The sequence below is a fragment of the Lacticaseibacillus sp. 30 genome (assembly GCF_053819265.1).
This window is the reverse complement of sequence record NZ_JBSOQX010000005.1, coordinates 99,417-126,416: the sequence shown is the minus strand read 5'-3', so window position 1 is coordinate 126,416 and position 27,000 is coordinate 99,417. Positions and strand designations below refer to the sequence as shown.

Sequence of the window (27,000 nt, the reverse complement as noted above, 5' to 3'; positions counted from 1 at the left end):
AATGAAACGACTAGGAATATCGCTCTATCCGGATCAAAGCAGTTTTGATCAGAACAAGGCCTATCTCGAAATGGCGCATCAATATGGTTATACCCGCATCTTCACCTCGTTATTGCAGATGTATGGGGATGACGGAGAGGATCTGTTCGCTATTTTCAGCCAAACCATTGATTATGCTAATCGACTGGGCTTCCAAACGATTGTCGACATCAATCCGGCCTTGTTCAAAGAGCTAAAGATCAGCTATGACGATCTGAGCTTTTTCAAAAAGCTCAATGTTTGGGGACTGCGACTAGATGAAGGTTTCACCGGTGCTGAAGAAGCGCGCATGACGCGTAATCCATACGGGCTGAAGATTGAGCTGAATATGAGTCGCGGAACCAATTATTTGGCTAGTATCATGGCCTATGAACCGGACCGTGACAACCTGCTCGGCTGTCATAACTTTTATCCACAAGCCTTTACGGGATTAAGTGATCAGATTTTTGCTGAGTACTCTCAGCAATATCGTGATTATGGGCTGCACACAGCGGCGTTTGTCTCTTCGCCAACTGGCAAGATCGGTCCATGGGCGGTCAATGATGGCCTGCCAACAATGGAAAGCGATCGCCATCGAAGCATCGCCAGCCAAACCAGCCACTTAGTCATGACCGGTTTGATTGATGATGTCATCATCGGCAATGCCTTTGCTAGTGAAGCTGAGTTGCAACAGGTGGCTGCTAACTTCGTGGCAGCATATCCTATTTTGCATGCTGATATGCTGCCGGGGATGTTGCCAATTGAGGCGAAGATTGCCTTTGAAGCGCCGCATCTCTACCGTGGCGATGCCTCAGCCTACTTACTGCGCGATACACAACCGCGGGTGAAGTATGGCAAGGAAAGCATTGCACCGCATGACAATCACCAGTCCTTTGAACGCGGCGATATCCTTGTTGTGAATGATGCTTATGGCCGTTACAAAGGCGAGCTTCAAATTGTGCTAACGCCATTTGCCGATGACGGTCAGCGCAATAAAATTGGCCAAGTCAGTGCTGATGATCTAGGCTTTCTGGATCTTATTCGCCCGTGGTCAACATTTGTTCTTGAAAAAACGAATGCTTAATGATTATTCCTTAATTTTTTTCGATTCATAAAAATTAAGAGTAGAAACACGATTTATAGCTCCAAATAAAGACGGCTGGTTTTCCGAGTGCACACGGAAAATCGGCCGTCTTTCATTTGGTTAGAGATAGTCTGTCGAGATATAGAGATGCCAGTGCCAAGGCGGAGCAATCGTAGGCCAGATGGGACTCAGCCGTGCAAACAACACAGCGACCGGGCTTGGAGCTGATGTTGTTAGGCGACTTCGCGACCGCGGGCTTTGCGGGCTCGAAGCGCCGTCTCCGCTCTAGCTGCGCGTCGCCACCCCAGCTGGCCGGAGATTGCGGAGTTTGGCACGGCAAAGAACGTTTGCAACCGCGCTATAACGAGCAAATGCCGCTAGTGAGAAGCAATCATTTCCTCATCGCGAGCAACTTCTTTCAACACATTACTAACCGCAGTACCGCCTAACGAGGTCCGTCGATCTACGGCGGCCTTTGATGTTAATTCAGCGTAAACATCCTGCTGAATTTGCGGTGCGGCTGCTTGCAACTCGCTTAACGGCATTTCCTGCAAGGCAGTGTTGGTTTTGATCCCCTTGAGTACCAACTCACCAACAATGGCATGTGCCTGCCGGAATGGCACACCCTTTGTCGCGAGGTAATCCGCTAACTCCGTTGCATTGCTGAAGTCATGCGTGGTTGCCTCTGCCATCCGTTTTTCGTGAACGGTCAGGTCGCTTAACATGCCAGTGAAAATGTGCAAAGAGCCAAGAATAGTGTTATAAGCATCGAAAATGGGTTCTTTATCTTCTTGCATATCTTTGTTGTAAGCCAACGGGATTGCCTTCATCGTTGTCAACAAGCCCATTAAGGCGCCATAAACACGGCCAGTTTTGCCACGAATAAGTTCCGCAAAATCAGGATTCTTTTTTTGCGGCATAATTGAGCTACCGGTTGAAAAATCATCGCCGAGTTCAATGTAATTAAACTCGTAAGTGGACCAAAGAATGAGCTCTTCTGCCATGCGACTCAAGTGCTGCATCAAAATGGCACTATTGCTGAGAAACTCAAGCGCAAAGTCGCGGTCTGAAACAGCATCGAGGCTGTTGTGATAAATTTGGTCAAATCCCAGCTCTTGAGCAACCAGCGTCCGGTCAATCGGGAAGGTCGTACCAGCGAGGGCGGCTGCCCCTAATGGCAAAATGTCGGTGTGCTTTTGGGTAAAGTCGAAACGTTCCCAATCGCGCTGGAACATTTCGAAATACGCCAACAAATAATGACCATAAGTGATCGGCTGGGCGTGTTGCATATGGGTATAACCGGGCATGATTGTTGCTGCGTGGACCTTGGCTTGACCAACCAACACGGTTTGCAGGTTGGTCAAAGCTTCTTTGATTGTTGGTAGGCGATGTTTCAGCCAGAGGTGCAGATCGGTTGCGACTTGATCATTGCGCGAGCGGGCAGTGTGCAGTTTGCCAGCAACGGGGCCGATTTCAGCGGTCAACAGGGCTTCCATATTAAGATGGATATCCTCATTTTCAACCGTGAAGTGCAGTTTGCCAGCAGCCAATTCCTTCTCCAGATGCTGCAAACCCGCCGTGATCGTGTCGGCATCGGCTTGGGGGATGATGCCGGTTTTGCCCAGCATCTTGACATGTGCAAGCGACCCCTCCAAATCTTCTTGGGCCATTTGCTGATCAAAACCGATGGAGGCTCCAAAAGCATCAACCCAGTGTGCCGCTTTTTCAGTAAACCGACCGCCCCATAACTTATCAGTCATGTTGTTTTTCCTCGAAGTGCACATGGTTGACTTGCTCGAAAACGGTTGTCGGCAAGGTCCAGAGTTTGATAAAGCCAGCTGCTGCTTCTTGATCGAAGGAATCAGCGCTCGTGTAAGTCGCGAGATCTTCATCGTAAAGCGAGTTGTGGGCGGATTTGCGAGCAACGGCTGTGGCGTTGCCTTTGTAAAGCTTCATTTTCACTGTGCCATTAACGACAGCCTGAGTCTTGTCGATGAACGCCATCAAGGCATCAAACAACGGTGAGATCCACTGCGCTTCATAGATCATGTTGGTGATTTTATCTTCGATCGTTGGTTTAAAATGCTGAACGTCACGTTCAAGCGTCAGGTTTTCTAGATCGTGGTGGGCCGCCATAATGACAGCAGCGGCTGGCGCTTCATAGACTTCACGCGACTTGATGCCAACTAGCCGATTTTCGATTTTATCAATCCGGCCAATGCCATTGTCGCCAGCCAGCTTGTTTAGCTCCTTGATCATCGTTGCCAGTGCCATGGGTTCATCATTTAACGCCACCGGAACGCCTTGCTTGAAGGTGAGATCAATAAAAGTTGGATCATCAGGAGCGGCCTCCGGGGAAACTGTCATACCCCAAGCATCATCTGGTGCCTGATTCCAAGGATTTTCAAGAATGCCGGCTTCATTTGCACGGCCCCAGAGGTTGGCATCAATGGAATAAGGAGATTTTTTACCAATTGGTACCGGGACGTTATGCTCCTTGGCGTAATCAATTTCTTCCTCACGGGACCAGTGAAAATCACGGATTGGGGCTTCGATTTTCATTTCCGGGTCCAAAGCGTGGATCGCGGCTTCAAAGCGAACTTGGTCATTGCCTTTACCGGTTGAACCATGGGCAATCGCTGTGGCATTTTGCGCGTGGGCAATTTTCACCAGATGTTCAATGATCAATGGCCGAGATAAGGCGGAAACCAGCGGATAGTCGCCTTCGTACAAGGCATTAGCTTTAATGACCGGGGCAACATAGTGATCGGCAAATTCATCTTGGGCGTCAACCACAATCGAATCGAGTGCACCAACGTTCAGTGCTTTTTGCTGAATGGCGTCAAAGTCGGCGTTTGGCTGGCCGACATTTAATACCACCGCAATCACTTCATAGCCTTTGTCTTTTAACCACGGGATGGCAACCGAAGTGTCCAAGCCGCCTGAATATGCCAGTACGATTTTTTCTGTCATGAGTTAAAAATCCTCCTTAGTTTTGAGGTGCTATTTGAGCGTTACTTTGATCTTAATTAAAGCGTTTTTCAATCAGTCGCAGCAGGCGTGAAAGAGTGAAGGTCATGATGAAGTAGAGAATTGCCACAACAACTAGCGGTAAGAATGGTTTGAATGAAGCACCTTGAACGACGGTTCCTTCAAACATCAATTCAGTGGCACCGATCACGGACAAGACGGAACTTTCCTTGATATCGGTGACGAATTCATTACCCAACGCTGGCCAGATATTCTTTGTTGCTTGCGGCAGGATGACATAACGCATGGCCTGACCTTGATGGAGTCCGAGTGAACGGGCGGCCTCGGTTTGACCGATCGGGACGGAGTTGATCCCACCACGAATGATTTCGGCAACATAGGCACCTGAGTTGATGGCCATGGCGATGGCACCGGCAACGAATGCGCTAAGATCGAGACCAAGAATTTGCGTTCCGAAGAAGACGATGAAAGCCTGCACCAGTAATGGGGTACCGCGAATGAATTCGATGTAGACGTTCGCGATTGCCTTGGCAAACCAACTGTGGCTTAGTTTCATCAAGGCGAGCAGCGTGCCAATCACAGTCCCGAAGAAAACAGTTAGAACCGCAAAGATCAGAGTGTAGAGTGCGCCACGAAGGAAGTAGTTGCCATATTTAGCCCAGAAACTTTGGTTTTGATCCTGTAGTTTATAAGCGGCTTGCAGATAGGTCTTGTATTTGGCGCCTTTGACCTTACTGATTGTCTTGTTGACCTGAGCGAGCAGGGCTGAATTTTGTTTGCTGACGGCAATGGCCGTTGGTGCTTTGGGGGTAGCAAAATGCGGATTGAGTACCATTAAGCTTGGTGTCCGCGCCACATAAGAATCAGCGATGGTGCTGGCTAAAACGGCACCATCCAGCTTGTTATAGGAGACTTGAGCAATGACATCATTGGCCTTGTCGAGACTTGAAATTTTGGCACCTGGGAGTTGCGTTTTAGCAAGCTGCTCCTGCGTCGTTTGCTTTTGAGCCCCGACCTTTTTGCCGGAAAAATCAGCGATCGATTTATACTTGGCTTTATCAGCCTTCCGAATCACCATAACCTGTGTCTCATATAGATAAGGCGTTGAAAAATTGACTTCTTTTTCCCGTTCAGGGGTTTTTGACATACCGGAGACGATCAAATCAATTTTGCCGGTTTTCAAGGCACCAATTAAGGCGGTGAAGTTCATTTCCTTGATCTGCAGTTTCACGCCCATGTCTTTGGCGATCTGTTTTGACATGGAGATATCTGCACCAACAATGGTATCGGCCCCATTGAGGGTGGCATGGAACTCAAGTGGTGCGTAATCGGCTGACAGACCAACAACCAAGTAACCACGTTTTTGAATTGCCGCCAGATCCTCGCTTGCTGCCGCCGTTGGTACCGGCTGATTTGCAGCGAAGCCGACGAGCATAGCCACCAGCGCAATGAAGGCCATGGCCCAATGTTTGATTCCCCGCATATGTTTCACTCCTCATTTGTGATTATGGATTGAATATATACTCATTTATATGAATATGCAAGGAAAATGTTAAATATGCAAAAAAAATACAGACTAAACTTTAGTCTGTTCTGTTTAAACCAGCAAGAAAAGGCCGAATCAATTGCCAGAGTTTCGCGTTGTCTTTGATGTACGAATTGTGATTTTCACCGGGAAGAATATGCAGCTCAGCGTTTTGAATATTAGTCGCAATGGTGAGCGTTTCTTTTCGTGCAATCAAGTCACGACTGCCTGCAAGGACCAATGTTGGAATGGCCACCCGATGCAACATAGCGGGTGTGATTTGCGGTTCATGGAGCATCATTGCCATTTTAGGTGATGGATGGTAACCGGCAGCAACCCGAAAAGCAATTCGCGAATACCAGCGTAAGCCTTGCGGGGTCAGATTCGCCCCAGCAAGAATTAAAGCGCCGGCTAACTGGGGTTGACGAATCGCCAACTGCAATGCCACAATCGCGCCATCAGAAAAGCCAAGCAAAATCGGCTGCTCAAGCTCCAAGCCAGTGATAAGGGCCGCTAAATCTGCCGTCATTGCATCATAACTCAAGCGACTCGTCCGCGAACTCTGACCATGATCGCGACTATCCACTGCAATCACCGTATACAGCGGTGCCAATTGCTCAATCAGGTTAGCAAAAATCGTATGGTCCTCACCATTCCCATGCAACAACACGATCACTGGTCCCGAACCGCGCCGTTGATAGTAAAGCCTGAGCTGATCATGATAAAAGAACATATTAGCAACCTCCAAAATTCATAATTGGGTGATTAAATGTCGGCAAGCACCGGAATAGCGATGCGCGTTTAGTGTGAAGACGAGTTGAATGACGAAGTGTTTAATTGATAAAGTTTTCTTATGCTTGTTGGCAAGTGAGCGTCTGATACTTGTTGTAAAGAATACCATTGATAGCCTACAGAGCAGGACATCACAACATGTCAGGAAGGTAAACAGAATTGCATTGCCTTTAAAAATTCAATGTACGATAAACAAAGAGGAGTCGAACTCTGGGATAGAAAACAAAGAGTTGGCGGAGCGGCGATGGGCTCAGCACTGAAATTTTCCTTAAGCGGGTGGTTTTCCCGCTTTAGGAAAAGGCCGAGCTTTTAGACGGCGCGCCGGGCTTGCGCGTTGGCTAAAAGTCGTGCCCAGTGCGTTCCAGCCCAATCGCCGCGGAGCCAGCTTGCAGCAGCATTTAATGCAAGCCGGAATCTATCGAAGTGCGACCTAACGTGCTTGTAGAAAATGCGCTCGCGGTCCCAGAAACCTGCATATAAGAACCTCAAGCTTAAATGAACTAAGTCCTGCCATTTAGGCTTAAGGCCGCTTATGCTTCGGTTTCAAACTGGGCCCCTCGCGCTCTTTCCCTAAAACCGTTATACTATAGTAGTGTATCTTAAACCAAGGAGGGCCAATGATGGCGAAAAAAATCCTGGTCGTTGACGATGAGAAGCCTATCTCTGATATCGTCAAGTTTAATTTGGATAAAGAAGGTTACGATGTCGTAACCGCTTATGATGGCGAAGAAGCCTTGAAAAAAGTCGAAGCAGAGTCACCCGACTTAATTTTACTTGATCTGATGTTACCAAAAATTGATGGGCTTGAAGTCGCCCGACAAATTCGTAAAGAACATGACACCCCAATTATTATGCTGACAGCTAAGGACTCAGAAATTGATAAAGTGCTCGGGCTGGAACTCGGTGCTGACGATTACGTCACCAAACCATTTTCCAACCGTGAACTGGTGGCACGTGTCAAAGCTAACTTGCGCCGAACCGCATCATCCAACGCTGCCAGCAATGAAGAAGACGAAGCAAACAAGGAATTAGAAGTCGGAGATCTAACGATTCACCCCGATGCCTATACAGTCTCTAAACGCGGTGAAAACATCGAATTAACCCACCGTGAATTTGAGCTGCTGCACTACCTTGCCCGACACCTTGGGCAGGTCATGACCCGTGAGCATCTGCTGCAAACCGTTTGGGGCTACGATTACTTTGGCGATGTCCGCACCGTCGATGTGACCGTCCGCCGTCTGCGTGAAAAAATCGAAGACAACCCGTCTCACCCTGAATGGCTGGTGACTCGACGCGGTGTCGGTTACTATCTGCGGAATCCCGATGCTGAATAATTAGGAGCACCACTGTTGAATAAAAAGATTCGCTTCTTTCAGTCAATCCACTTCAAAATTGCGATCGTATTTATTCTCTTGTTAGTCGTGACGTTGGAGTTAATTGGGGCTTACTTTGTTAAGACCCTTGAGCAGCAAAACATTGAGCAGTTTAAGACCAGTGTGAACGTGGACAGCTATATTCAAGATAAGCTGGCCGCGGATTTGTTGCGGACTGATACAGAAGGCGCCAATGATGATATTAAAAGCACGTTGAGCCAGGCAGATATTGCCAACTCAGCGGATTTACAAGTGGTTGATGCGAAGGGCACTATTCGCGGCGACAGTGATATTAATGCGCAAACCAATGTGGGGCAAAAGTCAGCTAACTCCAGCATTAAAAACACATTGTATTCTGGCCAGCAATACGAAGGTTATGAATACCGTGATCGAACGGGATCAACTTATTATAAAGTGATCCCGATCAAAAATCCGAATGCGACAGGCGACAACAATTCAGTGATCGGCGCCATTGCCATTTCGGCATCTATGGAACAGGCCTACGATAGCATCAATAAAATCGTGGGCATTTTCCTAATCTCAAGTTTAGTAGCTGGCTTACTGGGCACTTTACTATCGATTGTCATCAGCCGGGCTATTACTCGTCCAATTGATGAAATGAAGAAGCAAGCGATTCGCATGGCGCGCGGCGATTATTCTGGACAGGTTCGGATTTATGGACAAGACGAGCTGGGTCAGTTGGCAGTTGCCGTTAACAACCTCAGTGTTCGCGTTGAAGAAGCACAAGAGGCGTCTGAAGCGGAACGTCGGCGGTTGGATAGTGTGCTGGCTCACATGACGGACGGTGTTATCGCGACTGATCGGCGTGGGAATGTTATCATCATCAACCAGACGGCACTGAATTTCCTGAACACCAAGAATGAAGATGTCATCGGTGTTTCAATTCTAAAGCTGTTGAACATCGCTAAGGATTATACGTTGCGCGATCTGCTGGAACATCAAACAGAACTGTTGTTGGACTTTTCGGAGCAACTGGATCATGAATTGATTCTACGTGTCGATTTTAGTCTGATCCAGCGGGAAACCGGGTTTATTTCCGGTTTGGTCGCTGTTTTGCACGATGTTACCGAACAACAAAAGATTGATCGTGATCGCAAAGAATTTGTTTCCAATGTGTCACATGAATTGCGGACGCCCCTCACATCAGTTCGCAGTTACATTGAAGCTTTGAGTGATGGTGCGTGGAAAGATCCAAAGCTGGCGCCACGTTTTCTCAACGTGACCCAAGAAGAAACGGATCGGATGATTCGGATGATTAATGATCTCTTGAGCTTGTCACGGCTTGATTCTGGCACCAGCAAGTTCAATTTGGAAACCGTTAATCTCAACGAATTCTTCAATTATGTGCTTGATCGTTTTGACATGATGTTAAAAACCGATAATGAACACACGGGTGAAGCCAAAACGGCCCAACCGCTGCCACAGCCAGATGGTCAAAAGAAACGGTACTCGATTAAGCGCGAGATTACTGATCAGGACTTATGGGTCGAAATTGATACCGATAAGTTTATGCAAGTGATTGATAATATTATGAACAACGCGATTAAATACAGTCCGGATGGCGGGACCATCACGGCGCGGCTGTTCCAGACGCATGACCACGTGATCCTATCGATTAGTGATCAAGGACTTGGCATTCCACGTCAAGATCTGGGCAAAATCTTCGATCGCTTCTATCGGGTCGACAAGGCACGATCACGCAAGCAAGGCGGTACCGGTTTAGGATTGGCAATCTCGAAGGAAGTTGTTGAAGCCTTGCATGGCCGAATTTGGGTCGATTCGCAAGAAGGCCGCGGCAGCACCTTCTATATCTCACTGCCGTATGAACCGATCACAGACGGAGGTGATGATTGGGATGAAGCTTAGTAATTGGATCTTAAGAATCAGCCTGATCGCCATGGTGATCTTGAGTTTTATTTTCACATCCTTAATTTGGCGTAATCCATCGCGTCAGGAACGGCGCAGCACTTCAAGCATGCAGGTCACAACTGAAAATGATCCCAATGTTAAAAAGATGGAAGCAACGGTTTATCTTCCTAGTCGGGTGTACTACACGCATGGCGACCAGAAGCAAATGCTCTTTCAGGCAAATGCCAGTATGGGATCACGTGTCCATCAAGAGATGGCAAGTTGGCATATGCAACAGATCAAAACCATTGGAAAAGTTTCGCAGAATAACTATGAGAACTTTTTGACTCAAAATGGCAGTCTGCAATTAGTTTACCAAGACGTGATGAGTTTTAATCATTTTGAGCGATGGTTCTTTAACAAGCAGCCTAATCTAAAATCAGCTGATTTTCATTTTAACCGGATCCTGTTTGATTTAGATGGATCAGGCAATAAACTGATTTTTATCAATGACGCGACAAGAACGGTTTACGAGGCCAAAATGGCTAACGTTACAACCAACAAGTTACGCGATGCGGTGGCTAAACAAGCTACAGGGGCCTTTCCGGTCGAGGAGAGACGCTTGGGCAATAGCGAAGTCGCTTTCTTCACCCGTCCAATTAAGTTGCAGCCATATGCCTATCTGATGGATCAACAGAGTGCTAATTACTATGTTTCGCTGTTAATGCCATCGAAAACCGCCAGCAACGTGGATTCACGAGAAATTGGCGATAGTACGTTATACACCGCCGGATCAACTCGGCGGATGACAGCTGATTCATCCACTGGGGCAATCGAGTTTGAAAATTATGCGGCCAATTTTCCTAGTACTGGGTTAGCTAATTTCTTCCATGCGACGTTTGAAGGACTTAGTGATTTGCAGATGACCAATCTGGCCAGCATGCGTTATTTTCAATATGACGCAAGTCGCAGTGCTGTTATCTATAAGACCTTTGTTCAGGGCTTTCCGATTTTTAATGGCTATCAAAAAGGGGATGTTACGGTGCGCTATACCCAGACATCTGAAGAGATTAATTTCTCAAACACCAATTTGACCGTCCCGATCCCAACCGATCAAGCTGCCCAGACCTTGCCAGCAACTGCGACGATCCTGAGTCAATTAGAAGCCGCTGGCTATCGCGTCAATCAAATTACGGATATTTTGATTGGCTATCAATGGACGGGCAGCAGCAATGATCAACAAGTGGTCGATTTGCAGCCGACGTATTATATTGAGATGAAAGGCGAATACCGCGATTATCAGAGTTGGATCAATCACCAAACAGATCAGCAGGCTAATGCTGCTAGTGAACAAACAGCTGCCAGCACGGCTACACCGAGTAATGATGCAGCAAGCGCGAGTGTCAGCACATCAGGTTCAAGTCAGTCGCAATAAGTCATGTTAACAGCGTAACAACGCAGCTTCGGGCACGCTGAGGGAGGCGATCTTGTGGATTTTCGACGCATTGAATGGATTTTTCTAGTCGTGTTTGTCGGTCTGAATATTTTCTTAGGCATTAGCTTTTTTCAGGCGCAGCAGGTCGATTTGGCAACAACCAAAAGTGGAGATGCCGCCACGATCACCGACATTACGCGTGACCAGATTAAGCTGCCGCATTTGAGCAAGCAAACACCAGAAGGCGATTATCTTGCAAGTCAGGCGAACACAGCGTTAAGTGCTGCGCACAGCAAGTTGGTGAAGCAACAGGTCAGCATCAGTGAAGGTGATTACCAAGAGTTGCAGGCAAGCTTAGACACGCCGATCACTTTGAAAAAGAGTCAGCAAATACGCCAACTGACGACATTTGTGAAAGACAGTATTTACCATGGCAGCGAATACGAATATGCGCCGGCGCTTTCCAGTGATGAACGTGTTGTCTTTGCTCAGCACCCCAAGGCTGGCTTGATCTATGATCGGCGGGCTGCAGTGACCTTGCATGTAGTTGACGATCGGTTGGTTAGTTATAGCCAAACTTACCTTGCAAAGTTAAGTGTTTTGCGCGACCGCTTAAATTTAATGAGTGAACAGGATGCGGTGATTACGTTGTATCGAGATAACGATATTCCGAACAATTCCGCGATTGTATCTACTAAATTGGCCTATAGTTACTTGTTAGATGCAAAGGGGAGCACGGTTTACGTGCCAGCGTGGTATATCGGTGTTAAAAACCGTGCAACCGGCAATGTGACGGTTAAACGCGTGAATGCCATTACCCGAACCGTTATGAAGAATCGTAATGACAATTAGTGTTAAAATGTAATGAAATAACAACTGGATGATCAATTTGTTCATCAGTTAATTCATCAGTTAAATGGTAGAAGATGGGAGATGTTGATCGTGGGCGAAGATTTTGGGATGCGTGTCAGTGTCCTTGCTAGCAGCAGTTCAGGCAACGCAACCTATATTGAAACGCCGGGTCATAAGGTGCTGGTTGACGCCGGCTTGTCCGGCAAAAAGATCGAGACGCTGATGCAAAGCATCGGGCGCGACCTGACAGATGTCGATAGTGTCTTCATCACCCATGAACACAGTGATCATGTCCGTGGTGTCGGTGTTTTAGCACGACGTTATCCGAAACTGAGTGTGTATGCGAATGCAAAAACCTTTGCGGCACTGCCCAAAAGTGTTGGCAAAATTCCAGAAGACCAATTGCGGCTTTTTGACATGGGCGCAACGTTGACATTAGGTGATTTGGATGTTGAGAGTTTCGGCGTTTCACACGATGCTGCGGCGCCGCAGTTCTATCAGTTCCATCATGACGGGAAAACCTTCACGATTCTAACAGATACAGGGTATGTTTCTGACCGTGTTGCAGGTACCATTCGTGATGCAGATGCCTATGTCATGGAATGTAACCATGATCTTGAGATGTTACGAACGGGGCCTTATCCATGGCCACTAAAACAGCGTATTTTAGGCGACCAAGGCCATCTTTCCAATGAGGACGGCGCTGATGCCTTGATGGATGTTATCGGGCTGCGAACCAAGCGCATTTATTTAGGACACCTTTCTCCGCACAACAATAATAAACCACTCGCACACCTAACCGTCGCTTCACTATTAGCTCAACAAGGCCTAGCCGTCGATCACGACTTTCGTATCTACGACACCGATCCTGCAGTTGCAGATCCGCTGTTTGTGGTATAAAGCAAAGCGCGAGCAGGAGCGCTTAGAAACCGGAATGTAAGTGGCCTCAGGCGTGATGGCTGGGCTTTGGCCATTGCGCCTGAGGTCCTTACATTCCGGTTTCTACGACTGCGAGCGCGTTTCCGCAGCAGCAGCGGTGGCGTCTTAAGCATTTTCCGTCATCCAACGCTACCACACGCTACCCAAGGCAGTGAATATCCCGACCCAAAAATCCGGTCGCATATTCACTGCCTTTCATTTTTTATTGATGGTGCAAAAAATAAGCAACCCCACGAACTAATATCGCGATACCGCGGGTCTGAGACTGTATTAAAAAATCCCGAGGTTGTTCATAATTTCGTCAAAATCGCCCCTTACAATTATAAATGTAATCAGGGCGAGTTAGAACTGCCCATAGAGCGCGAACTAGTCCAGGTAAAAACCAATGTATCAGCGGCCTCAGCCAAACGGCTAGGTCTTATGAGTCAGTTTCTGGGCAAACGAGCGCGTTTAAAGGAGGAATTCCGTTATGGATAATGGAAGTCATAACTTTCAAGAGACACCACAAAACGAGCAACAGCCACAGCGGGCACCAAAAAAGCCTAAGAATAGCGGCTGGAAGCAGATTGCGATTGTTGCTGTTGTGGCAGCCTTGATAGGTGGCGGTGTTGGCGGCGGGACTGCCTATTTGGCAATCAACCACAGTCAAAGTCTCGGTGTAACCGATACGTCAGGGAAAGCCGGTACGACGAAGATTTCCAACGTTTCTGTTAATGAAAGCAGTGCATCGGAACAAGCCTTTGCGAAGGTTAAAGGCGCTGTCGTTTCCGTTGTGAATATGCAAAAAGCCGAGAGCAACAGTGACGGCCTAGACACATTTGGCGGTCTCGAAGGTATTTTTGGACAAGACAGTCAAAGCAGTAGTAGTTCGCAAAGCAGTTCGTCCAGTCTTCAAGAGGCCAGCGAAGGATCGGGTGTCATTTATCAGAAGAAAGATGGCAAGGCTTATATCGTGACGAATAACCATGTTGTTAGTGGTTCAGATAAGTTGGAAGTCATTTTGAGTGATGGCACGAAACTAACGGCCAGTCTTGTTGGCACGGACTCGACGTCTGACTTGGCAGTGCTGACCATCGATGGTAGCAAGGTCAATACAGTAGCCAGCTTCGGAGATTCTAGCAAGATTGCTACCGGTCAAACTGTCTTAGCGATTGGTTCTCCACTCGGTTCCCAGTACGCGACAAGTGTGACGCAAGGGATTGTCAGTGCGAAGAGTCGAACAGTGGATGTCACGGATGATAGTGGCAACACAACCGGACAGGCAACGGTTATTCAAACGGATGCAGCGATTAATTCTGGGAATTCCGGTGGTCCGCTGATTAATCTTTCAGGGCAAGTCGTCGGTATTAACTCTATGAAATTATCCGGCAACTCTGGCAGTAATGCCACCATTGAAGGCATGGGCTTCGCAATTCCAAGTGATGAAGTCGTTTCAATCATCAATCAACTCGTTGCTAACGGGAAAGTGGTTCGACCAGCGCTTGGCATCGAAGTTCGTGACTTATCCACTGTTTCTGCAACACAGCAGAAATCGGTTCTGAAGTTGCCTGCTAGTGTGACGGATGGTGTTGTGGTTGCTGGCTTTACCAGCGGCAGCAGTGCTAAATCTGCTGGTTTGAAGCAGTATGATGTGATCACGGCCCTTGATGGGGTAAGTACCTCAAACACAGCAGCCTTGCATACACAGCTATACAAACACAAGGTTGGCGACACGATTAAATTAACTTTGTATCGTGCCGGAGAACAGCAGACAGTCTCTGTGAAGCTGTCGCAAACGACAAGCGACCTTAAGAACTAAATCACACAAATCGATAATCCTCGAGTCAGAAAATGTTCGTTTCTGGATCGAGGATTTTTTGATGCACTTGCGAAGTTAGTGGCAAGCGGTTTCTCTGCAGTTTTGAGCTTTTATCCGAAAATTCAAGGGGCCAACCTGTGGAAAAGTTCAAGAAAAAGATTTGTCAAGAGTGGGTAACTTTTACCTAAAATTGATGCTTTACCTGTGGATAACTCTGTGGATACTGTTCATAACTAAGATTCTGGGGTGTGACTAAGTTATTCACTGACTTGGGGATAACCTGTGGATAAACTTTTTTAACTTGTGACAAAACGTTTGTTCCCAGCGGCTGGAACGGGATGCGTGAGCTGAAGTTTGTGAAATCGAACGATCAAAAACTGTGGATGACTTCTTTTTAAAAATTTTTTGCTTGAATTTTTTAAATCGCCTATTTGGTGTCAATTCGAATACTTAATACTATATTTGGCGTATGAAGTTATGAACATGTGGATAAGACGTGTGGATAACCTGTTGGTCGTTGCGAAAAACTCCGAATTTGACTTCATTTGGAAATGTGAGTACGATAAAGAAGGTAAAAGGTTGTGCACAACTCAATAGAGAGGATGGTTCGGATGCAAATCTCAATCAAACCAGCAGCAGTCACTTACTTGAAGGATCATGTCAATCAGGATCAACGGTTATTCTTGGCACTGGATGACGGCTCAAGCAAATATTCCAAACTTGGCGGTTCTTGTGCCATTGGAAATAAATATCAGTTAGTGGTTGCCGATGAGGATGATCAAGATTATGCGCTGCCACTGGACAACGAAGCTGGTTTCAAACTGACAACGGGTGACCCAGAAACGGATTATTTCGGCAGTGGTCTGACACTTGATTTCAAAAACGCATCGTTGGCTCTGCGTGATGACAGCGGCATTCTTGATGGGGCTGTGACCTTGAATAAGGACGCCGCCTTACCACAAAATGATGCACAACGTCGGGATGACATGACAAAACTGGGCGGCAAAATTTGCTAAGGTAGCTCTGGGCTATTAAGTCACTTTTTGCATCAACCAGTCATTGAATAGGACCACAAAGTTAGCACTCGACGTTTGCGAGTGCTAATTTTTGTGGTATACTAAAGGTGTTGTAGGGAAGACATGAAATGCCTTCGATATGAAAGGAAGTATTCGAATATGGCTAATGATTTGATGCGTCGTAATGATTGGCTGAGCGATCCTTTCTTTAACGATTTGGGTCGTCATCTTTTTGACAGCTTGACACCAGCAAATGTTGATCGCAGTCGGGTTCTAAAGACTGATATTCAGGAAAACGATCAGGCGTATGTTGTGAAAGTTGATGTGCCTGGCATTGAGAAGCAAAATATCAGTCTGAGTTACGATCGTGATGTGCTCAGCATTGCCGTTAAACATGAGGAGCAGGCTGATCATGCTGACAACGACGGTAACATGTTAATGTCAGAACGTAGCTATGGCCGCATGAGTCGTAGTTATCGGCTGCCAAATGTCAATGAAGGTCAGATCAGCGCCAAGGTCAATGATGGTGTCCTGACGATCGATCTGCCAAAAATGACAAGCGACCAAAAGGGCAATCATCAGATCAACATTGATTGATCTACGAATTATTTGCCTAGCTTCATTTATATACGAGAGACCGTACCGATTTTAATGGTGCGGTCTTTTATTTTGTTAAAAAAGCAAGTTATGTGAGCCTTATCATATGAGAAGCGTATAATATGAAGTGAATATTAGGGAAGCTATAAAATTAACGGGGTCAATCATTGCCGGTTTAAGCGTACTGGTTGGGGATGATGGACACTTGAGTTAATTTTCGGTAGAAGAGTTTAGCCATGGCTCAATTAATAGAAACCATGAATGTCGAGCATCTAAGTGGGACAGATTATATTCGTTCTAAAAAAGGTTGTGCTTTCAGATTGTAATGGTTATAATTGGGGTACTTAGAAAAAGGGAGTGGCAGTGATGAAAAAGAACTGGCAATTAATGATGGTGCTTGCTGTAAGTGCCATTGCGCTAGTCTTTGCTTTCGGTTTAAAGCAACCATTGATCGCGCAAGGGCTGATCACGGTGATGGGGTCAATCATTGCTTTAATTATGTTCTGGGGCATGGTGAAGACAATTCGTTCTGGTAACTTCGGCGTTGACTTGCTTGCCATTACGGCGGTTGTTGCCACCTTGGCGGTTGGCCAGTATTGGGCTGCGATGATCGTGTTATTGATGCTGACTGGTGGCGATGCGCTTGAAAGCTACGCAGCAACAAAAGCAAGCAGTGAATTAAAGCAATTACTCGAAAATGCACCGACAACCGCGCATCGTATGGTTGATGGACACGTTGAAGATGTTGAAGTTGAGGCCGTCCAAGTTGGCGAAACGATTTTGGTTAAGCCGCAGGAAGTCGTGCCAGTTGATGGTACGGTTTTGGCAGGTGAGAGTTTGGTGGATGAAGCCAGTTTGACGGGTGAATCAAAACCGGTTGCCAAAAACGCAGGTAGTGACATTATGTCTGGGACCGTCAATGGTGACGCTGCCCTAACTGTCAAGGTCACGCAACGGGCTGAAGATAGTCAGTATCAAGGGATTATTAAACTGGTTAAGGAATCCGAAGCGCGGCCAGCACATTTTGTTCGGATGGCTGATCGTTATGCGGTACCGTTTACGTTGATTGCTTATGTGATTGCGGGTCTTGGCTGGTTCTTCTCTGGCGACCCAGTTCGCTTTGCACAGGTATTGGTTGTGGCCTCGCCTTGTCCGCTGATTCTGGCCGCGCCAATTGCGATGGTCTCCGGCATGAGTCGTAATAGCCGCAACGGGATCATTGTCAAGTCAGGGACTACGCTAGAAAAGTTAAGTGATGCTAAAACCTTTGCCTTTGATAAAACCGGCACCGTGACACGCGGTATTTTAAAAGTTGCAACGATTTTGCCACAAGCCGGTTTCTCACAGGATCAGCTTTTGAAGCTAGCCGCAAGTGCGGAAGGTCAATCGACTCATATTTTGGCGCGTTCACTGACAGATGCTGTGCCGACAGCTGACCGACTGCCTGCGACAGATGTGTCGGAAACAACTAGCTTTGGCGTTAATGCCACGGTGGATGGCCGCAAAGTCAAGGTCGGTAAAGCCGAGTTTGCTGGGACGAAGGCTACGGTTGATACGACTGCCGTGTATGTGAATGTTGATGGCCAGTACGCAGGTGCGATCACATTTTCCGATCAGATTCGTCCAGAAGCAAAAGAAACGATGACGAAACTGCACGAATTAAATGATGCTAAGCTGATTATGATTTCTGGCGATCAGCAGTCAATCGCTGATAAAGTGGCGGCACAGGTCGGCATTGACCAAGTCTATGCGGAACAATTGCCACAACAGAAGATTGAAGTTTTGGATAACGTCCCTAAGGATGGCCGGCCAGTTGTGATGGTTGGTGATGGTGTCAATGATGCACCTTCATTGGCGATTGCTGATGTCGGCATTGCAATGGGTGCACATGGGGCAACCGCGGCAAGCGAATCGGCTGATGCCGTGGTTCTGCGCGACGATTTGGCGAAAGTTGCTGCGGCCACTTTAATTGCTAAGGAAACCATGGTCATTGCCAAGCAAGCAGTCCTCATCGGCATTGCGATTTGTACAGGTTTGATGTTAATCGCCAGCTTCGGTGTCATTCCAACAATTATTGGCGCAATGCTGCAAGAAGTTGTCGATACCGTGACGATTCTCTATGCTCTGCGAGCGCGCAATGGCTTGCATCGGCAGGCACTTGTGGATCCTGTCCGGGCAACTGCTGAACGTGAACAGATTCAGCAGATCAACTAGTAGAAAACCCAAAGACCCGCATCAATTCGACGTAGCTGTCGAACTGATGCGGGTCTTTTGTGAGACTTAAACGTTGTTTGAATCATATGATAACGTAGCGAAACGCCGATGATGGTGGGAGAAGAGGCCATTATCAGCGATTTTCGAAAGTAGCAAAGGTCTAATGCTGCGGTTGACTGTTTTTGTTTGCATCTTGCCCTGTGGGATTGGAAGAAGATGGCGCAGAGGAACTTGGTTTTGAACTACTGCTACCACTGTCGCCGTTTGGTCCCCAAGTCCACTGAAAGGAACCGTCGCTCATTGTGACAGACCTGATCGTCATGTCATCAACGGCTTTGCCTTGGATTTTGATGGATGCAACTGCATCGTCATAGGTTTTATACAAACCGCCGCTCAAAACGGCCGTCATGGGCTCTGCTTTGTTGGCCGAAGCTGATATTGACGAGGAAGCACTTGCACCAGCGTTATTGTCGGTGCTTGAACTTGTCCCACTCGGTGAAGTAGTCGGTTGACTCGGAGCTTTCTGGCTCGGTTGACTTGTTTGATCAGAAGCTTGACCTGCAGTTGTCGCGTGATTCCCAGACACGCCGCTAGCTGGTTCACCAGTGTCTTGCTGATTTTGCCGACCAGTAGTTGCGGTTTGCTTGGTTGAAGATGTGTCTGTCGATTCCATTGCCACGGTCGTATCATTGTTAGCTTGTGATTTCTTCGCTACTTGGACCAATGGCAACACGTTTTTGGCAAAGTCCTGATTTTCGACATTTTCAATGGCGTTGATGGCTAGGTCAATGTTACTGCTGCTCAGATCGGCCTTTGGGTGCTGTAAATTCTGGTCGTTATAAAGTTTTTTGATCTGCGCAATCGCTAAAGATTTCTTGTAAAGTTGTGTGACAGCTTGCTGATAGTCAGCTGCAAATGCCGGTTTGATTGCGACAATGGCCTTATAGGCTGCACTGGCTCGGGTACCTTCCGATTCGATCTGCGCCAGATTACTACTCTGGGCGTTAGTTGCCTCTTGAATCGTTAGCATGTTACTGGCAGCGTCAGCATCCCGTTTGTCCTTGGCGACAATTTTCTTTTGATCGCGATTTTCCACGTTATGAACTAATTGGTTGACCTTGGCCTGAGCTGCGGTCACCATGGATCGTGATAAGTGTTTCGCAGGGAAAGTTCGCTTGGATGACGAGTATAGTTGGCTGATTTGTTGCGTTGCCGCTTGGACGGCGTGTTGTTCAAATGAGGTATCGATCGTATTCCGCATCCCGTAAAAAACGGTTAAGTAACCTGCAAGCAGGGTTACGATCAAGATTTGGAAAATATGTTTTCGCTTCATTGATGGCACCTCCAATATCCTAATGGTACGGGCCGGACTTAACAAGACCATTGCAAACAGGTCACGAAACAACTTCTTTTTGTTACACATTAATGTATTTGTAATATAAGGGGTTTACTAAAAAGGTGCAAGTTCATTCAAAAATGAGAATGAACTTGCACCTTTTTTCATGCTGTTTAGTTTTTTTCCTGATAATCCGAACTGAATGCTCTTGATGCCAAAATTTGCTGGATCAGCATGACTACACTTTTTGAGGAAATGGAAAGCTGTTATTTTATAAGCCTCGCGAAGCATTTCCTGTTATTTAATCGTGGGATGCTTGACAACCATGCAGGTATTCGGTTAGTGTTTGAGTCAATCAAATAACCGTTCATGCAAACCTTTGAAGTGGAGATCAAGCTGATTGTGCACGCACAGAGAGCCGGCGATGCTGCGAGTCCGGCCGAACGCAGGTCAGTAAATGGACCACTGAGGGTTCCCCCGAAAGTTTTTCGAGTACGGGGAAACGTGTTGACATACGTCAGTTGTCGCCGGGGTGTTGGCCTCGGGCTAAGCGTGATCAAACACTGCCAGATGCTACCATCACACAGGCGCAGTCTCTTTGATCAAACTAAGGTGGCACCGCGGGAAACCGTCCTTAACAAGATGTTTGTTATGGACGGCTTTTTTTGTGAGCGCTCGCCAGCCCGGTTTCTGGGCTGGCGAGCGCGTTATGGAAGCTAGTCCATCAAGCAAAACATGCTTGATGGCAGCACGCGACACAAATCAACCAAACGAGGTGCACAAAAATGAAAAAGCATGTTTTCTTGGGTTTAGGCTTATTCGGGATCACCGCACTACTTGCTGCATGCGGACAGCAAACCAAGGCTGCAACGACCCAGCGTACGCTAAACGTTGCCGTCAGCACAGAGGCCAGTTCACTTGATCCGGCGCATGCCGTTGATGCAACCAGCGGCGGTATTTTGGAACAAATTATGACGCCGCTTTACGACCATGATAAGGACGGGAAGATCATTCCGGCGATGGCGACAAAGGTTGTCAAATCAACTGATGGCGGGAAAACATATACGTTGACGCTGCGCAAAGATGTGAAGTGGAGTGATGGTACCCCGGTAACAGCCAAAGATTTTGTTTACTCCTTGAAGCGCATCGTTGATCCTAAGACGAAAACCGAATTTGCATATCAATACGATGCGATTGCTAACTATCAGGACATTGTTGCTGGCAAGAAATCCCCTGATACATTAGGTGTTTCGGCACCAAGCAAATATGTACTCAAAATTCAGCTCAGCCAGCCAACCCCCTATTTTGCTAGTCAGATGACTGGCTATTATCCGACTAATGAAGCCGCTGTGAAACGGTATGGCAAGCAATTCGGAACGAGCGCGGATAAAATCGTGACCAATGGCGCATATAAAATTAAAAACTTCAATACCACGAGTGATAGCTGGGACTATGTGAAAGATCCCGAATATTTTGCCAAAAAGGCTGTCAAAATCGCTAAAGTTCATGTGACGGTTTTGAAGGATTCCAGCACGATCGATAACCTTTTTGCAACGGGCAAGCTCGATGATGCACCGTTGTCGGGCAACTTAATCCAAAAAGAAGCCAAAAATCCTGCGTTGACCAAAACAGTGGCGGCCAACATGAATTATCTGCAATTCAATACCAAGAACCCACAGCTCAACAATGTTAATTTGCGGCGAGCTGTCTCTGCGGCGTTAGATCGTCAAGCCATGACAACTAAAGTGTTGCAGGATGGCTCCAAACCTGCTAAGGCCTTTGTTCCGCAAGGCTTAGCCACGAATCCATCAACTGGCAAAGATTTCACCGCAGATGCTGACACACCACTGACTTATTCACCAACCAAAGCCAAGGCTTATCTCAAAGTAGCCTTGAAAGAATTGCATACCGACAGCATCAATTTTGCGATTCTGACCTCAGATATTGACACCGATAAACAAGTCGGCGAGTACATCCAAAGTCAGCTCACCAAGGTTCTACCGCAGTTAAAAGTTACCGTCAGCAGCTTGCCAAAAATGACCCGAATTCAACGCTCACTTGATGGTAAGTTTGATGCCGTACTGATGAGCTGGAACTCAACGATTCAAGACCCATCCGACTATCTCAATACCGCCACAGCCACTAACATTTCAAACTTTTCTAAGTTCAGTGATAGCCAGTTCACTGCCTTGATGGCTAAAGTAAATAACACCAATGGCCAAAGCGCGAAGGCACGTTATCAGGAAGAATTGGCCGCTAATGCGCGGGTTATTGATGTTGCGGGGTACATTCCCGTTTTCCAAAGTGCTAATAGTCGGCTGATCAATACTAAGGTTGGCGGGCTTCACTACAGCATGTTACAACCGGCGGAATACCGGCACGCTTACTTCAAATAGTGACAAAAGAAAGCAGGTCGAAAAATGACAATACCCATGCAGGATTTTCTAACGAAGTATTTACAGTTTCATTCCGTCTCTTTAGCAGAGGAAAATGAAATTCCAGAAACCGCCGAATTTCTACGAACCCAGTTTACCAAGCTGGGCGCAACAACAAGCCGCATCTTGCACACAGACCGCACCAACCCAGCTGTGTACGCGGTTTTTCCGGCGCAGACAGCAGATGCCCCCACAATCTTGTTCTACAATCATTACGATGTTCAACCAGCTGAACCGCTAGCCTTATGGCAAAGTGATCCCTTTCAGTTGAAAATGACCGACACCCATCTGTACGCTCGGGGGATAAATGACGATAAAGGTGAACTGGCGGCACGCTTGGCAGCACTTCAGCGCCTGCAAGCGCAAGGCAGTCTTCCTTGTACCATTAAGTTCTTGGTTGAAGGGGCAGAAGAACAAGGCAGTCCGAATCTAGACTACCTGTTAGCGCAATATGCTGATCTGTTAGCCGCTGACTTCTGCCTATGGGAATCTGGCGGTCGAAATGAGCAAGGCAAGTTTCAAATCTCGCTGGGTGTGAAAGGTGGCGTCGCGTTTCAGCTGAGCGTTAAAACGGCAGATTTTGATCTTCATTCCAGTTTAGGGGCGATCACAGAAAATCCGGCATGGCGGTTGGTTCAGGCTTTAGCAACATTGAAAAATGCAAAGGATGAGATTACGATTCCGCATTTTCTTGATGTCGTCAAGCCGCTGACAGCTACTCAAAAGCTGTTAATTCAAGACGCCGCCTTTGACTATGCAGCGTTTGCTAAGAACTACGGCATTACCCGCCCGGCAACGGTGCCAGCCGATGACATTAAGGCGGCCCTTTATAATCGGCCAAGTATGACCATCAACGGGTTATCCAGCGGCTATGAGGGTCCCGGCATTGGCAAGACCATTTTGCCGCACACCGCGCTGGCGAAGCTTGATCTGCGCTTGGTGCCAGATCAGACACCGGCAGAGACCGTCCGGCTAGTCAAAGAAGCGTTGACGGCTGGCGGTTATGACGATGTGATGGTGTCTGACTTCCTAGGCGAGCCGCCATTTAGAACCGATCCTGACGATCCACGTGTTCAGACGGCTTTGCAACTGGCGCGTACGACTTATGGGGATGATGATGTTCAAGTTGAGCTGAACTCTCCAGGCAGCGGACCGATGAAGTACTTTTATGATATCAATCACGCACCGATTATTTCATGCGGCATTGGCAATGCCCATTCTGCCGCCCATGGTCCCAACGAAAATGTGGTCATTGCTGATTACTTGAGCTTTATCGACTATTTGACCCAGTTAGTGCCGCAATTGGCCAAGACGAAAACAGCAAATTAATTGGCACTGACTTTTAGCGGTGGCCAATAAAAAATGACGATCCGCACAAATTTGCATGTGTGCGGTATCGTCATTTTTTTGACAGGCAACGCTTGCCTGATTATCGGTTAGTGATCCAAAAAATTACGGATTCTGGCTAGATGAAGAAGTTGCTGTCGAGGTTGAACTAGATGCCTGACTTTGCTCCGATTCACTGCTGCTAGCGGTAGATGAGCTAGCCTGACTACTGCTGTCTGCAACAGCTGGCTGACTACTATCGGCGGAGCTAGGCAGTACTGACGATGCTGACGGTTCGGTGTCACGACTGTCTTCTCCGGCAGTGGCATCTTGAGCGGTACTGATTAGCGGCATAACTTGGTCGGCGAATTGTTTATTGTCCAACTTTTCAACGGCAGCCAATGCAGCCTGTACTTGTGCCGAGCTCAGATTTGGCTTAGGAGTCTTGAAATCAGTGTCACTAAAAAGACTGGCAATTTTTGCCACAGCCGCTTCTTGATCAGACAACTGTGCCACACGTTTTTGATAGGTCTGGACGAAGGTTGGCTTCTGCTTGGCAAGCTCAGTTAATGCTTGCTGCGACTCATCTGACAACGTTTTTAGCTCATCCAGTTTTGTTGCATTTTGAGCGACAGCATCTTTAACAATCAGCATATGTTTAGCGGCATCAACATCGGCTTGTGCGCTGGCAAGTGCGGCAGCGTGGTCTGCATCATTGGCCTTCTGACGAGCCTGTTGTAATTTGGTCTCGGCAGCTGCTATAGCCTGCTTATTTAGCTGGTCTGAAGGTAATTGGTGCGATTGATCCTTGAACAAATCATTGACTTGGTCGGTAGCGGCTTGAACGGCCTGCGCTGACCGGGTATCTGTCCAAGTACTATGCATACCGTAAAATAAGGTAAAAAATCCTGCGGTCAGCGTGATGACGATGATCGAAAACAACGTCCTGCGCTTCATAAATACTTCCTCCTAAGAGCGAGCGTCAACCAATATCTTTAGCAGACAAGGTGCCAACACCTCCTGATGTGATGATTAAAATTTGATCATCACATCAGGAGGCAGATAGACAGCTTGCTTCATTGGTAGACGCATTATAGGACAGCTCAACTGATGTACAAACAAAGTGCGACAGGTCCATAAATAGCCTGTCGCGGTGGTTCGTTTCGAATGTCGCTGTTCCTTTTAGCAAATCCTAATTCTAGCACGTTGCCGGAGAAAAGCAATGAAAACGCATACATTACCGGTGTTATGTAATATTTGACTACTGTCATGACCTGATTTTTAACGAAGCATGTCGAATTGGCTGACTTTTTTGAGGTGGGTCATTGCTTCTTAACGAACCGTCAACCAGTAACCGGCACAACCCAACAAAATCAAACCAATTAAGTTAAAAATCGTAAAGCCGACAAAAAAACGAGTATGTGGCCGGTTACCATAAATCATGTATTGCTTGAAGACAAGTAAGTTAGCCATTGAACCAACGAGTGTCCCAACACCGCCGATGTTCGATCCATAAAATAAAGCCTCAACATAACCTGTAAAGCGTGCCAGCAGCACTGTAGACGGGACGTTGGAAATAACCTGACTGGTGAAAACACCACTAAGATAAACAGATTCCTCTGAATTTTCCAAACCAGCAAGGAAGTGTATTACCCATGGAATCTGGCCAACGACGCTGACAATAATGAAAAAGCCAGCAAACGTTAAGACCACCGCGTAATCAACGTCTCGCATATCTTTAGGGTCCAGTGCTAAGGATAAGGCAATCGCCAAAACAGCCCCTAACCAAGCAGGAACAAGACCAATGACCCCAGCGAAGACGACGCACGCAACGGCAATGGCAAACATGGTCGGCCGCATTTGAATATGGATGTGTTCAGCTGGGACATTCGGGACAGGCACATTACGCAAGAAAAGGCTTAGCAATACTAACACTAAAAAGCTAACGGCAAGTAACGGAATTGACCAGCCGAAGAACTGGCGCAAGTCGATTTGAAATTGGTGCATCAGAAAGATATTGTGGGTATTGCCAAACGGCGTGAAGGCGCTTCCAAAGTTGGCGGCCATGCCAATCAAGGTTACCGGGAGAATCTCGGGTAACTGATACTTCTTGGCAACCCGCAGATAGAGCGGCACCAAGGTCAAGACGGTCACGTCATTTGAAAGAAACATGCTGGCAAAAATCGCAAGAAAAAGAAACCACCACGTTAACTGTCGCGTGTTTTTCGCCCGGGAAGTCAGTCGATAGGCCCAGTAATCAAGAATATGTAGGTGTTCGAAGATTTGAATCACCGTCATCATGGCGAGAATTGACCATAATGTGGCAAAACTTATGTCGCTTGCTTTTGGCCGGCCAATGAACAGACTTATGACGACCAACAAGGCGGTGATCTGCAGGACCCGATCTTTGATCAGACGCTGAATAACAATCATCAATTTACCTCATTAAAAAAACCTCAACCAGACTATTTTGCGCCATAATCCGAACGTTGACAATAGGCAAACAGGCAGAGCGTGAACAGGCCCGGTTTCTGGGCCTGCGAACGCGTTTTGAAGCAACTATACGCGAGCGGCTTAGCCGTTTTATTTTTGTTGGGCGTCCCTACATCAGCTCTCAACGATCCCAACCAGTTTGTTGTTGGATGCATTGCTGGTCGACCCAGAACGTCTGGTATACTTGAAACAGAAAAAAATCGGTCAAACAACGAGACTATGGGAGATCATACCAACATGAACATTAAGATCATTGGCGTAGGTAAATTAAAGGAAAAGTATTTTCGCGACGGCATTGCTGAATACTTAAAGCGCATGGATAAGTTCGCTAAGGTTAAGATCGTTGAAGTTGCCGATGAAAAAGCCCCAGAGAATCTCTCCGAGGCTGAGATGGCTGATGTGAAAGCTAAAGAAGGCGACCGCATCTTAGGCAAAATTAAGGATAAGGAATGGGTTATTGCTTTGGCGATTGAAGGCAAGCAGCGGCCATCCGAAGTTTTCGCGAAAGAAATCGCCGATCTTGGAACCTATGGGCATTCCGACATTACTTTCGTGATCGGTGGGTCGCTGGGCTTGTCGCCTGCAGTCATGAAACGTGCCAATGATACTTTGAGTTTTGGCAAGTTGACCATGCCGCACCAATTGATGCGCTTAGTCTTGATGGAACAGATTTATCGAGCCTTTATGATTAATATTGGCAGTCCATACCATAAATAGGGACAACAATGAGGATCATTGACTGACTTTTAGTTGACAGCCGAGTAAGCCAATTAGCTGGATTTGATATTGACAAGAAGAAACGGGGTTTTGAGCATGACACCAGAAACATTTTTCGCCCAAGCTAAGCAGGCAATCGGCTTGCCAGCCGCCACACCGCTCCAAAGTGCCTATCAAAAAGGAGTCGTTT

At 47.1% G+C, this 27,000-nt stretch carries 20 protein-coding genes and 1 pseudogene; 14 read left to right on the top strand and 7 right to left on the bottom strand.

The features are described 5' to 3' along the window. Position 1 precedes the first annotated feature (1 nt). Positions 2-1,102 (top strand): DUF871 domain-containing protein, encoded by a 1,101-nt coding sequence (locus ACWPAB_RS05190; RefSeq protein WP_003585991.1) that lies wholly within the window; start codon positions 2-4, stop codon positions 1,100-1,102. A 153-nt stretch (positions 1,103-1,255) separates the two neighbouring features. Further along, a pseudogene (locus ACWPAB_RS05185) lies at positions 1,256-1,483 on the top strand (hypothetical protein). Here ACWPAB_RS05185 and argH read toward each other — a convergent pair. The 4 genes from argH to ACWPAB_RS05165 all read right to left on the bottom strand — a co-directional run bounded on the left by argH (position 1,480) and on the right by ACWPAB_RS05165 (position 6,351). Next, entirely contained in the window at positions 1,480-2,862 is a 1,383-nt protein-coding gene (gene argH, locus ACWPAB_RS05180) for an argininosuccinate lyase (RefSeq protein ID WP_003577021.1), read from the bottom strand. The pseudogene ACWPAB_RS05185 and the gene argH overlap by 4 nt on opposite strands. Next, positions 2,855-4,075 carry an argininosuccinate synthase gene (locus ACWPAB_RS05175; protein ID WP_016367119.1) on the bottom strand — a complete coding sequence of 407 codons (1,221 nt, stop codon included), beginning with the start codon at positions 4,073-4,075 and terminating at the stop codon, positions 2,855-2,857. Before ACWPAB_RS05175 ends, argH begins: the two co-directional genes overlap by 8 nt. A gap of 52 nt (positions 4,076-4,127) precedes the next feature. Further along, complete coding sequence (locus ACWPAB_RS05170; protein ID WP_003568200.1) at positions 4,128-5,576, bottom strand: ABC transporter substrate-binding protein/permease; 1,449 nt, start codon at positions 5,574-5,576, stop codon at positions 4,128-4,130. Between the two features lie 100 nt (positions 5,577-5,676). Beyond that, positions 5,677-6,351 carry an alpha/beta fold hydrolase gene (locus ACWPAB_RS05165; protein ID WP_016381772.1) on the bottom strand — a complete coding sequence of 225 codons (675 nt, stop codon included), beginning with the start codon at positions 6,349-6,351 and terminating at the stop codon, positions 5,677-5,679. Between the two features lie 679 nt (positions 6,352-7,030). Between ACWPAB_RS05165 and yycF the strand changes: the two genes are divergently transcribed. The 9 genes from yycF (at position 7,031) to ACWPAB_RS05120 (ending at position 18,503) form a co-directional block, all read left to right on the top strand. Beyond that, positions 7,031-7,744, top strand: a complete 714-nt coding sequence (gene yycF, locus ACWPAB_RS05160; protein ID WP_003658889.1) for a response regulator YycF — start codon at positions 7,031-7,033, stop codon at positions 7,742-7,744. Positions 7,745-7,759: 15 nt separating this feature from the next. Beyond that, positions 7,760-9,670 carry a cell wall metabolism sensor histidine kinase WalK gene (gene walK, locus ACWPAB_RS05155; RefSeq protein WP_003568194.1) on the top strand — a complete coding sequence of 637 codons (1,911 nt, stop codon included), beginning with the start codon at positions 7,760-7,762 and terminating at the stop codon, positions 9,668-9,670. Continuing rightward, on the top strand, positions 9,660-11,087 hold the full coding sequence (locus ACWPAB_RS05150) for a YycH family regulatory protein (RefSeq protein WP_003585982.1): 1,428 nt from the start codon (positions 9,660-9,662) through the stop codon (positions 11,085-11,087). Before walK ends, ACWPAB_RS05150 begins: the two co-directional genes overlap by 11 nt. A 54-nt stretch (positions 11,088-11,141) precedes the next feature. Next, a complete protein-coding gene (locus ACWPAB_RS05145; protein WP_003568189.1) occupies positions 11,142-11,939 on the top strand; it encodes a two-component system regulatory protein YycI in 798 nt (265 codons plus the stop codon). Between the two features lie 81 nt (positions 11,940-12,020). Further along, entirely contained in the window at positions 12,021-12,839 is an 819-nt protein-coding gene (locus ACWPAB_RS05140; RefSeq protein WP_003568187.1) for an MBL fold metallo-hydrolase, read from the top strand. Between the two features lie 508 nt (positions 12,840-13,347). Continuing rightward, on the top strand, positions 13,348-14,676 hold the full coding sequence (locus ACWPAB_RS05135) for a S1C family serine protease (RefSeq protein WP_003571864.1): 1,329 nt from the start codon (positions 13,348-13,350) through the stop codon (positions 14,674-14,676). Positions 14,677-15,287: 611 nt separating this feature from the next. Beyond that, on the top strand, positions 15,288-15,692 hold the full coding sequence (locus ACWPAB_RS05130) for an iron-sulfur cluster biosynthesis family protein (protein WP_003568183.1): 405 nt from the start codon (positions 15,288-15,290) through the stop codon (positions 15,690-15,692). Positions 15,693-15,851: 159 nt separating this feature from the next. After that, complete coding sequence (locus ACWPAB_RS05125) at positions 15,852-16,289, top strand: Hsp20/alpha crystallin family protein (protein ID WP_003571862.1); 438 nt, start codon at positions 15,852-15,854, stop codon at positions 16,287-16,289. 366 nt (positions 16,290-16,655) lie between these two features. After that, positions 16,656-18,503, top strand: coding sequence for a heavy metal translocating P-type ATPase (locus ACWPAB_RS05120; protein WP_003577000.1), 1,848 nt, complete (start codon positions 16,656-16,658; stop codon positions 18,501-18,503). A 160-nt stretch (positions 18,504-18,663) separates the two neighbouring features. Here ACWPAB_RS05120 and ACWPAB_RS05115 read toward each other — a convergent pair whose 3' ends face one another. Continuing rightward, positions 18,664-19,836, bottom strand: a complete 1,173-nt coding sequence (locus ACWPAB_RS05115; RefSeq protein WP_003606211.1) for a hypothetical protein — start codon at positions 19,834-19,836, stop codon at positions 18,664-18,666. Positions 19,837-20,624: 788 nt separating this feature from the next. Here ACWPAB_RS05115 and ACWPAB_RS05110 point away from each other — a divergent pair. Together ACWPAB_RS05110 and ACWPAB_RS05105 are read left to right on the top strand one after the other, a co-directional pair. Beyond that, positions 20,625-22,235, top strand: coding sequence for a peptide ABC transporter substrate-binding protein (locus tag ACWPAB_RS05110; protein ID WP_016381769.1), 1,611 nt, complete (start codon positions 20,625-20,627; stop codon positions 22,233-22,235). A gap of 24 nt (positions 22,236-22,259) precedes the next feature. Beyond that, entirely contained in the window at positions 22,260-23,603 is a 1,344-nt protein-coding gene (locus tag ACWPAB_RS05105) for a M20 family metallopeptidase (protein WP_003585972.1), read from the top strand. Positions 23,604-23,726: 123 nt separating this feature from the next. On the opposite strand, the gene ACWPAB_RS05100 is transcribed toward ACWPAB_RS05105, so the two are convergent. After that, positions 23,727-24,557 (bottom strand): hypothetical protein, encoded by an 831-nt coding sequence (locus ACWPAB_RS05100; RefSeq protein WP_003585970.1) that lies wholly within the window; start codon positions 24,555-24,557, stop codon positions 23,727-23,729. 375 nt (positions 24,558-24,932) lie between these two features. After that, positions 24,933-26,033 carry an SLC13 family permease gene (locus ACWPAB_RS05095; RefSeq protein WP_003571839.1) on the bottom strand — a complete coding sequence of 367 codons (1,101 nt, stop codon included), beginning with the start codon at positions 26,031-26,033 and terminating at the stop codon, positions 24,933-24,935. A gap of 297 nt (positions 26,034-26,330) precedes the next feature. Here ACWPAB_RS05095 and rlmH point away from each other — a divergent pair, with 297 nt between their 5' ends. Continuing rightward, a complete protein-coding gene (gene rlmH / locus ACWPAB_RS05090) occupies positions 26,331-26,810 on the top strand; it encodes a 23S rRNA (pseudouridine(1915)-N(3))-methyltransferase RlmH (protein ID WP_003568165.1) in 480 nt (159 codons plus the stop codon). Positions 26,811-27,000: the final 190 nt, after the last annotated feature.

Coding starts and splice junctions, on each gene's coding strand:
- ACWPAB_RS05170 (WP_003568200.1), bottom strand. CDS start 5,576: ATGCGGGGAATCAAACATTGGGCCATGGCCTTCATTGCGCTGGTGGCT.
- ACWPAB_RS05095 (WP_003571839.1), bottom strand. CDS start 26,033: ATGATTGTTATTCAGCGTCTGATCAAAGATCGGGTCCTGCAGATCACC.
- ACWPAB_RS05105 (WP_003585972.1), top strand. CDS start 22,260: ATGACAATACCCATGCAGGATTTTCTAACGAAGTATTTACAGTTTCAT.
- ACWPAB_RS05100 (WP_003585970.1), bottom strand. CDS start 24,557: ATGAAGCGCAGGACGTTGTTTTCGATCATCGTCATCACGCTGACCGCA.
- yycF (WP_003658889.1), top strand. CDS start 7,031: ATGGCGAAAAAAATCCTGGTCGTTGACGATGAGAAGCCTATCTCTGAT.
- ACWPAB_RS05115 (WP_003606211.1), bottom strand. CDS start 19,836: ATGAAGCGAAAACATATTTTCCAAATCTTGATCGTAACCCTGCTTGCA.
- ACWPAB_RS05130 (WP_003568183.1), top strand. CDS start 15,288: ATGCAAATCTCAATCAAACCAGCAGCAGTCACTTACTTGAAGGATCAT.
- ACWPAB_RS05140 (WP_003568187.1), top strand. CDS start 12,021: ATGTTGATCGTGGGCGAAGATTTTGGGATGCGTGTCAGTGTCCTTGCT.
- argH (WP_003577021.1), bottom strand. CDS start 2,862: ATGACTGATAAGTTATGGGGCGGTCGGTTTACTGAAAAAGCGGCACAC.
- rlmH (WP_003568165.1), top strand. CDS start 26,331: ATGAACATTAAGATCATTGGCGTAGGTAAATTAAAGGAAAAGTATTTT.
- ACWPAB_RS05190 (WP_003585991.1), top strand. CDS start 2: ATGAAACGACTAGGAATATCGCTCTATCCGGATCAAAGCAGTTTTGAT.
- ACWPAB_RS05165 (WP_016381772.1), bottom strand. CDS start 6,351: ATGTTCTTTTATCATGATCAGCTCAGGCTTTACTATCAACGGCGCGGT.
- ACWPAB_RS05120 (WP_003577000.1), top strand. CDS start 16,656: ATGAAAAAGAACTGGCAATTAATGATGGTGCTTGCTGTAAGTGCCATT.
- ACWPAB_RS05125 (WP_003571862.1), top strand. CDS start 15,852: ATGGCTAATGATTTGATGCGTCGTAATGATTGGCTGAGCGATCCTTTC.
- ACWPAB_RS05110 (WP_016381769.1), top strand. CDS start 20,625: ATGAAAAAGCATGTTTTCTTGGGTTTAGGCTTATTCGGGATCACCGCA.
- ACWPAB_RS05135 (WP_003571864.1), top strand. CDS start 13,348: ATGGATAATGGAAGTCATAACTTTCAAGAGACACCACAAAACGAGCAA.
- ACWPAB_RS05150 (WP_003585982.1), top strand. CDS start 9,660: ATGAAGCTTAGTAATTGGATCTTAAGAATCAGCCTGATCGCCATGGTG.
- ACWPAB_RS05175 (WP_016367119.1), bottom strand. CDS start 4,075: ATGACAGAAAAAATCGTACTGGCATATTCAGGCGGCTTGGACACTTCG.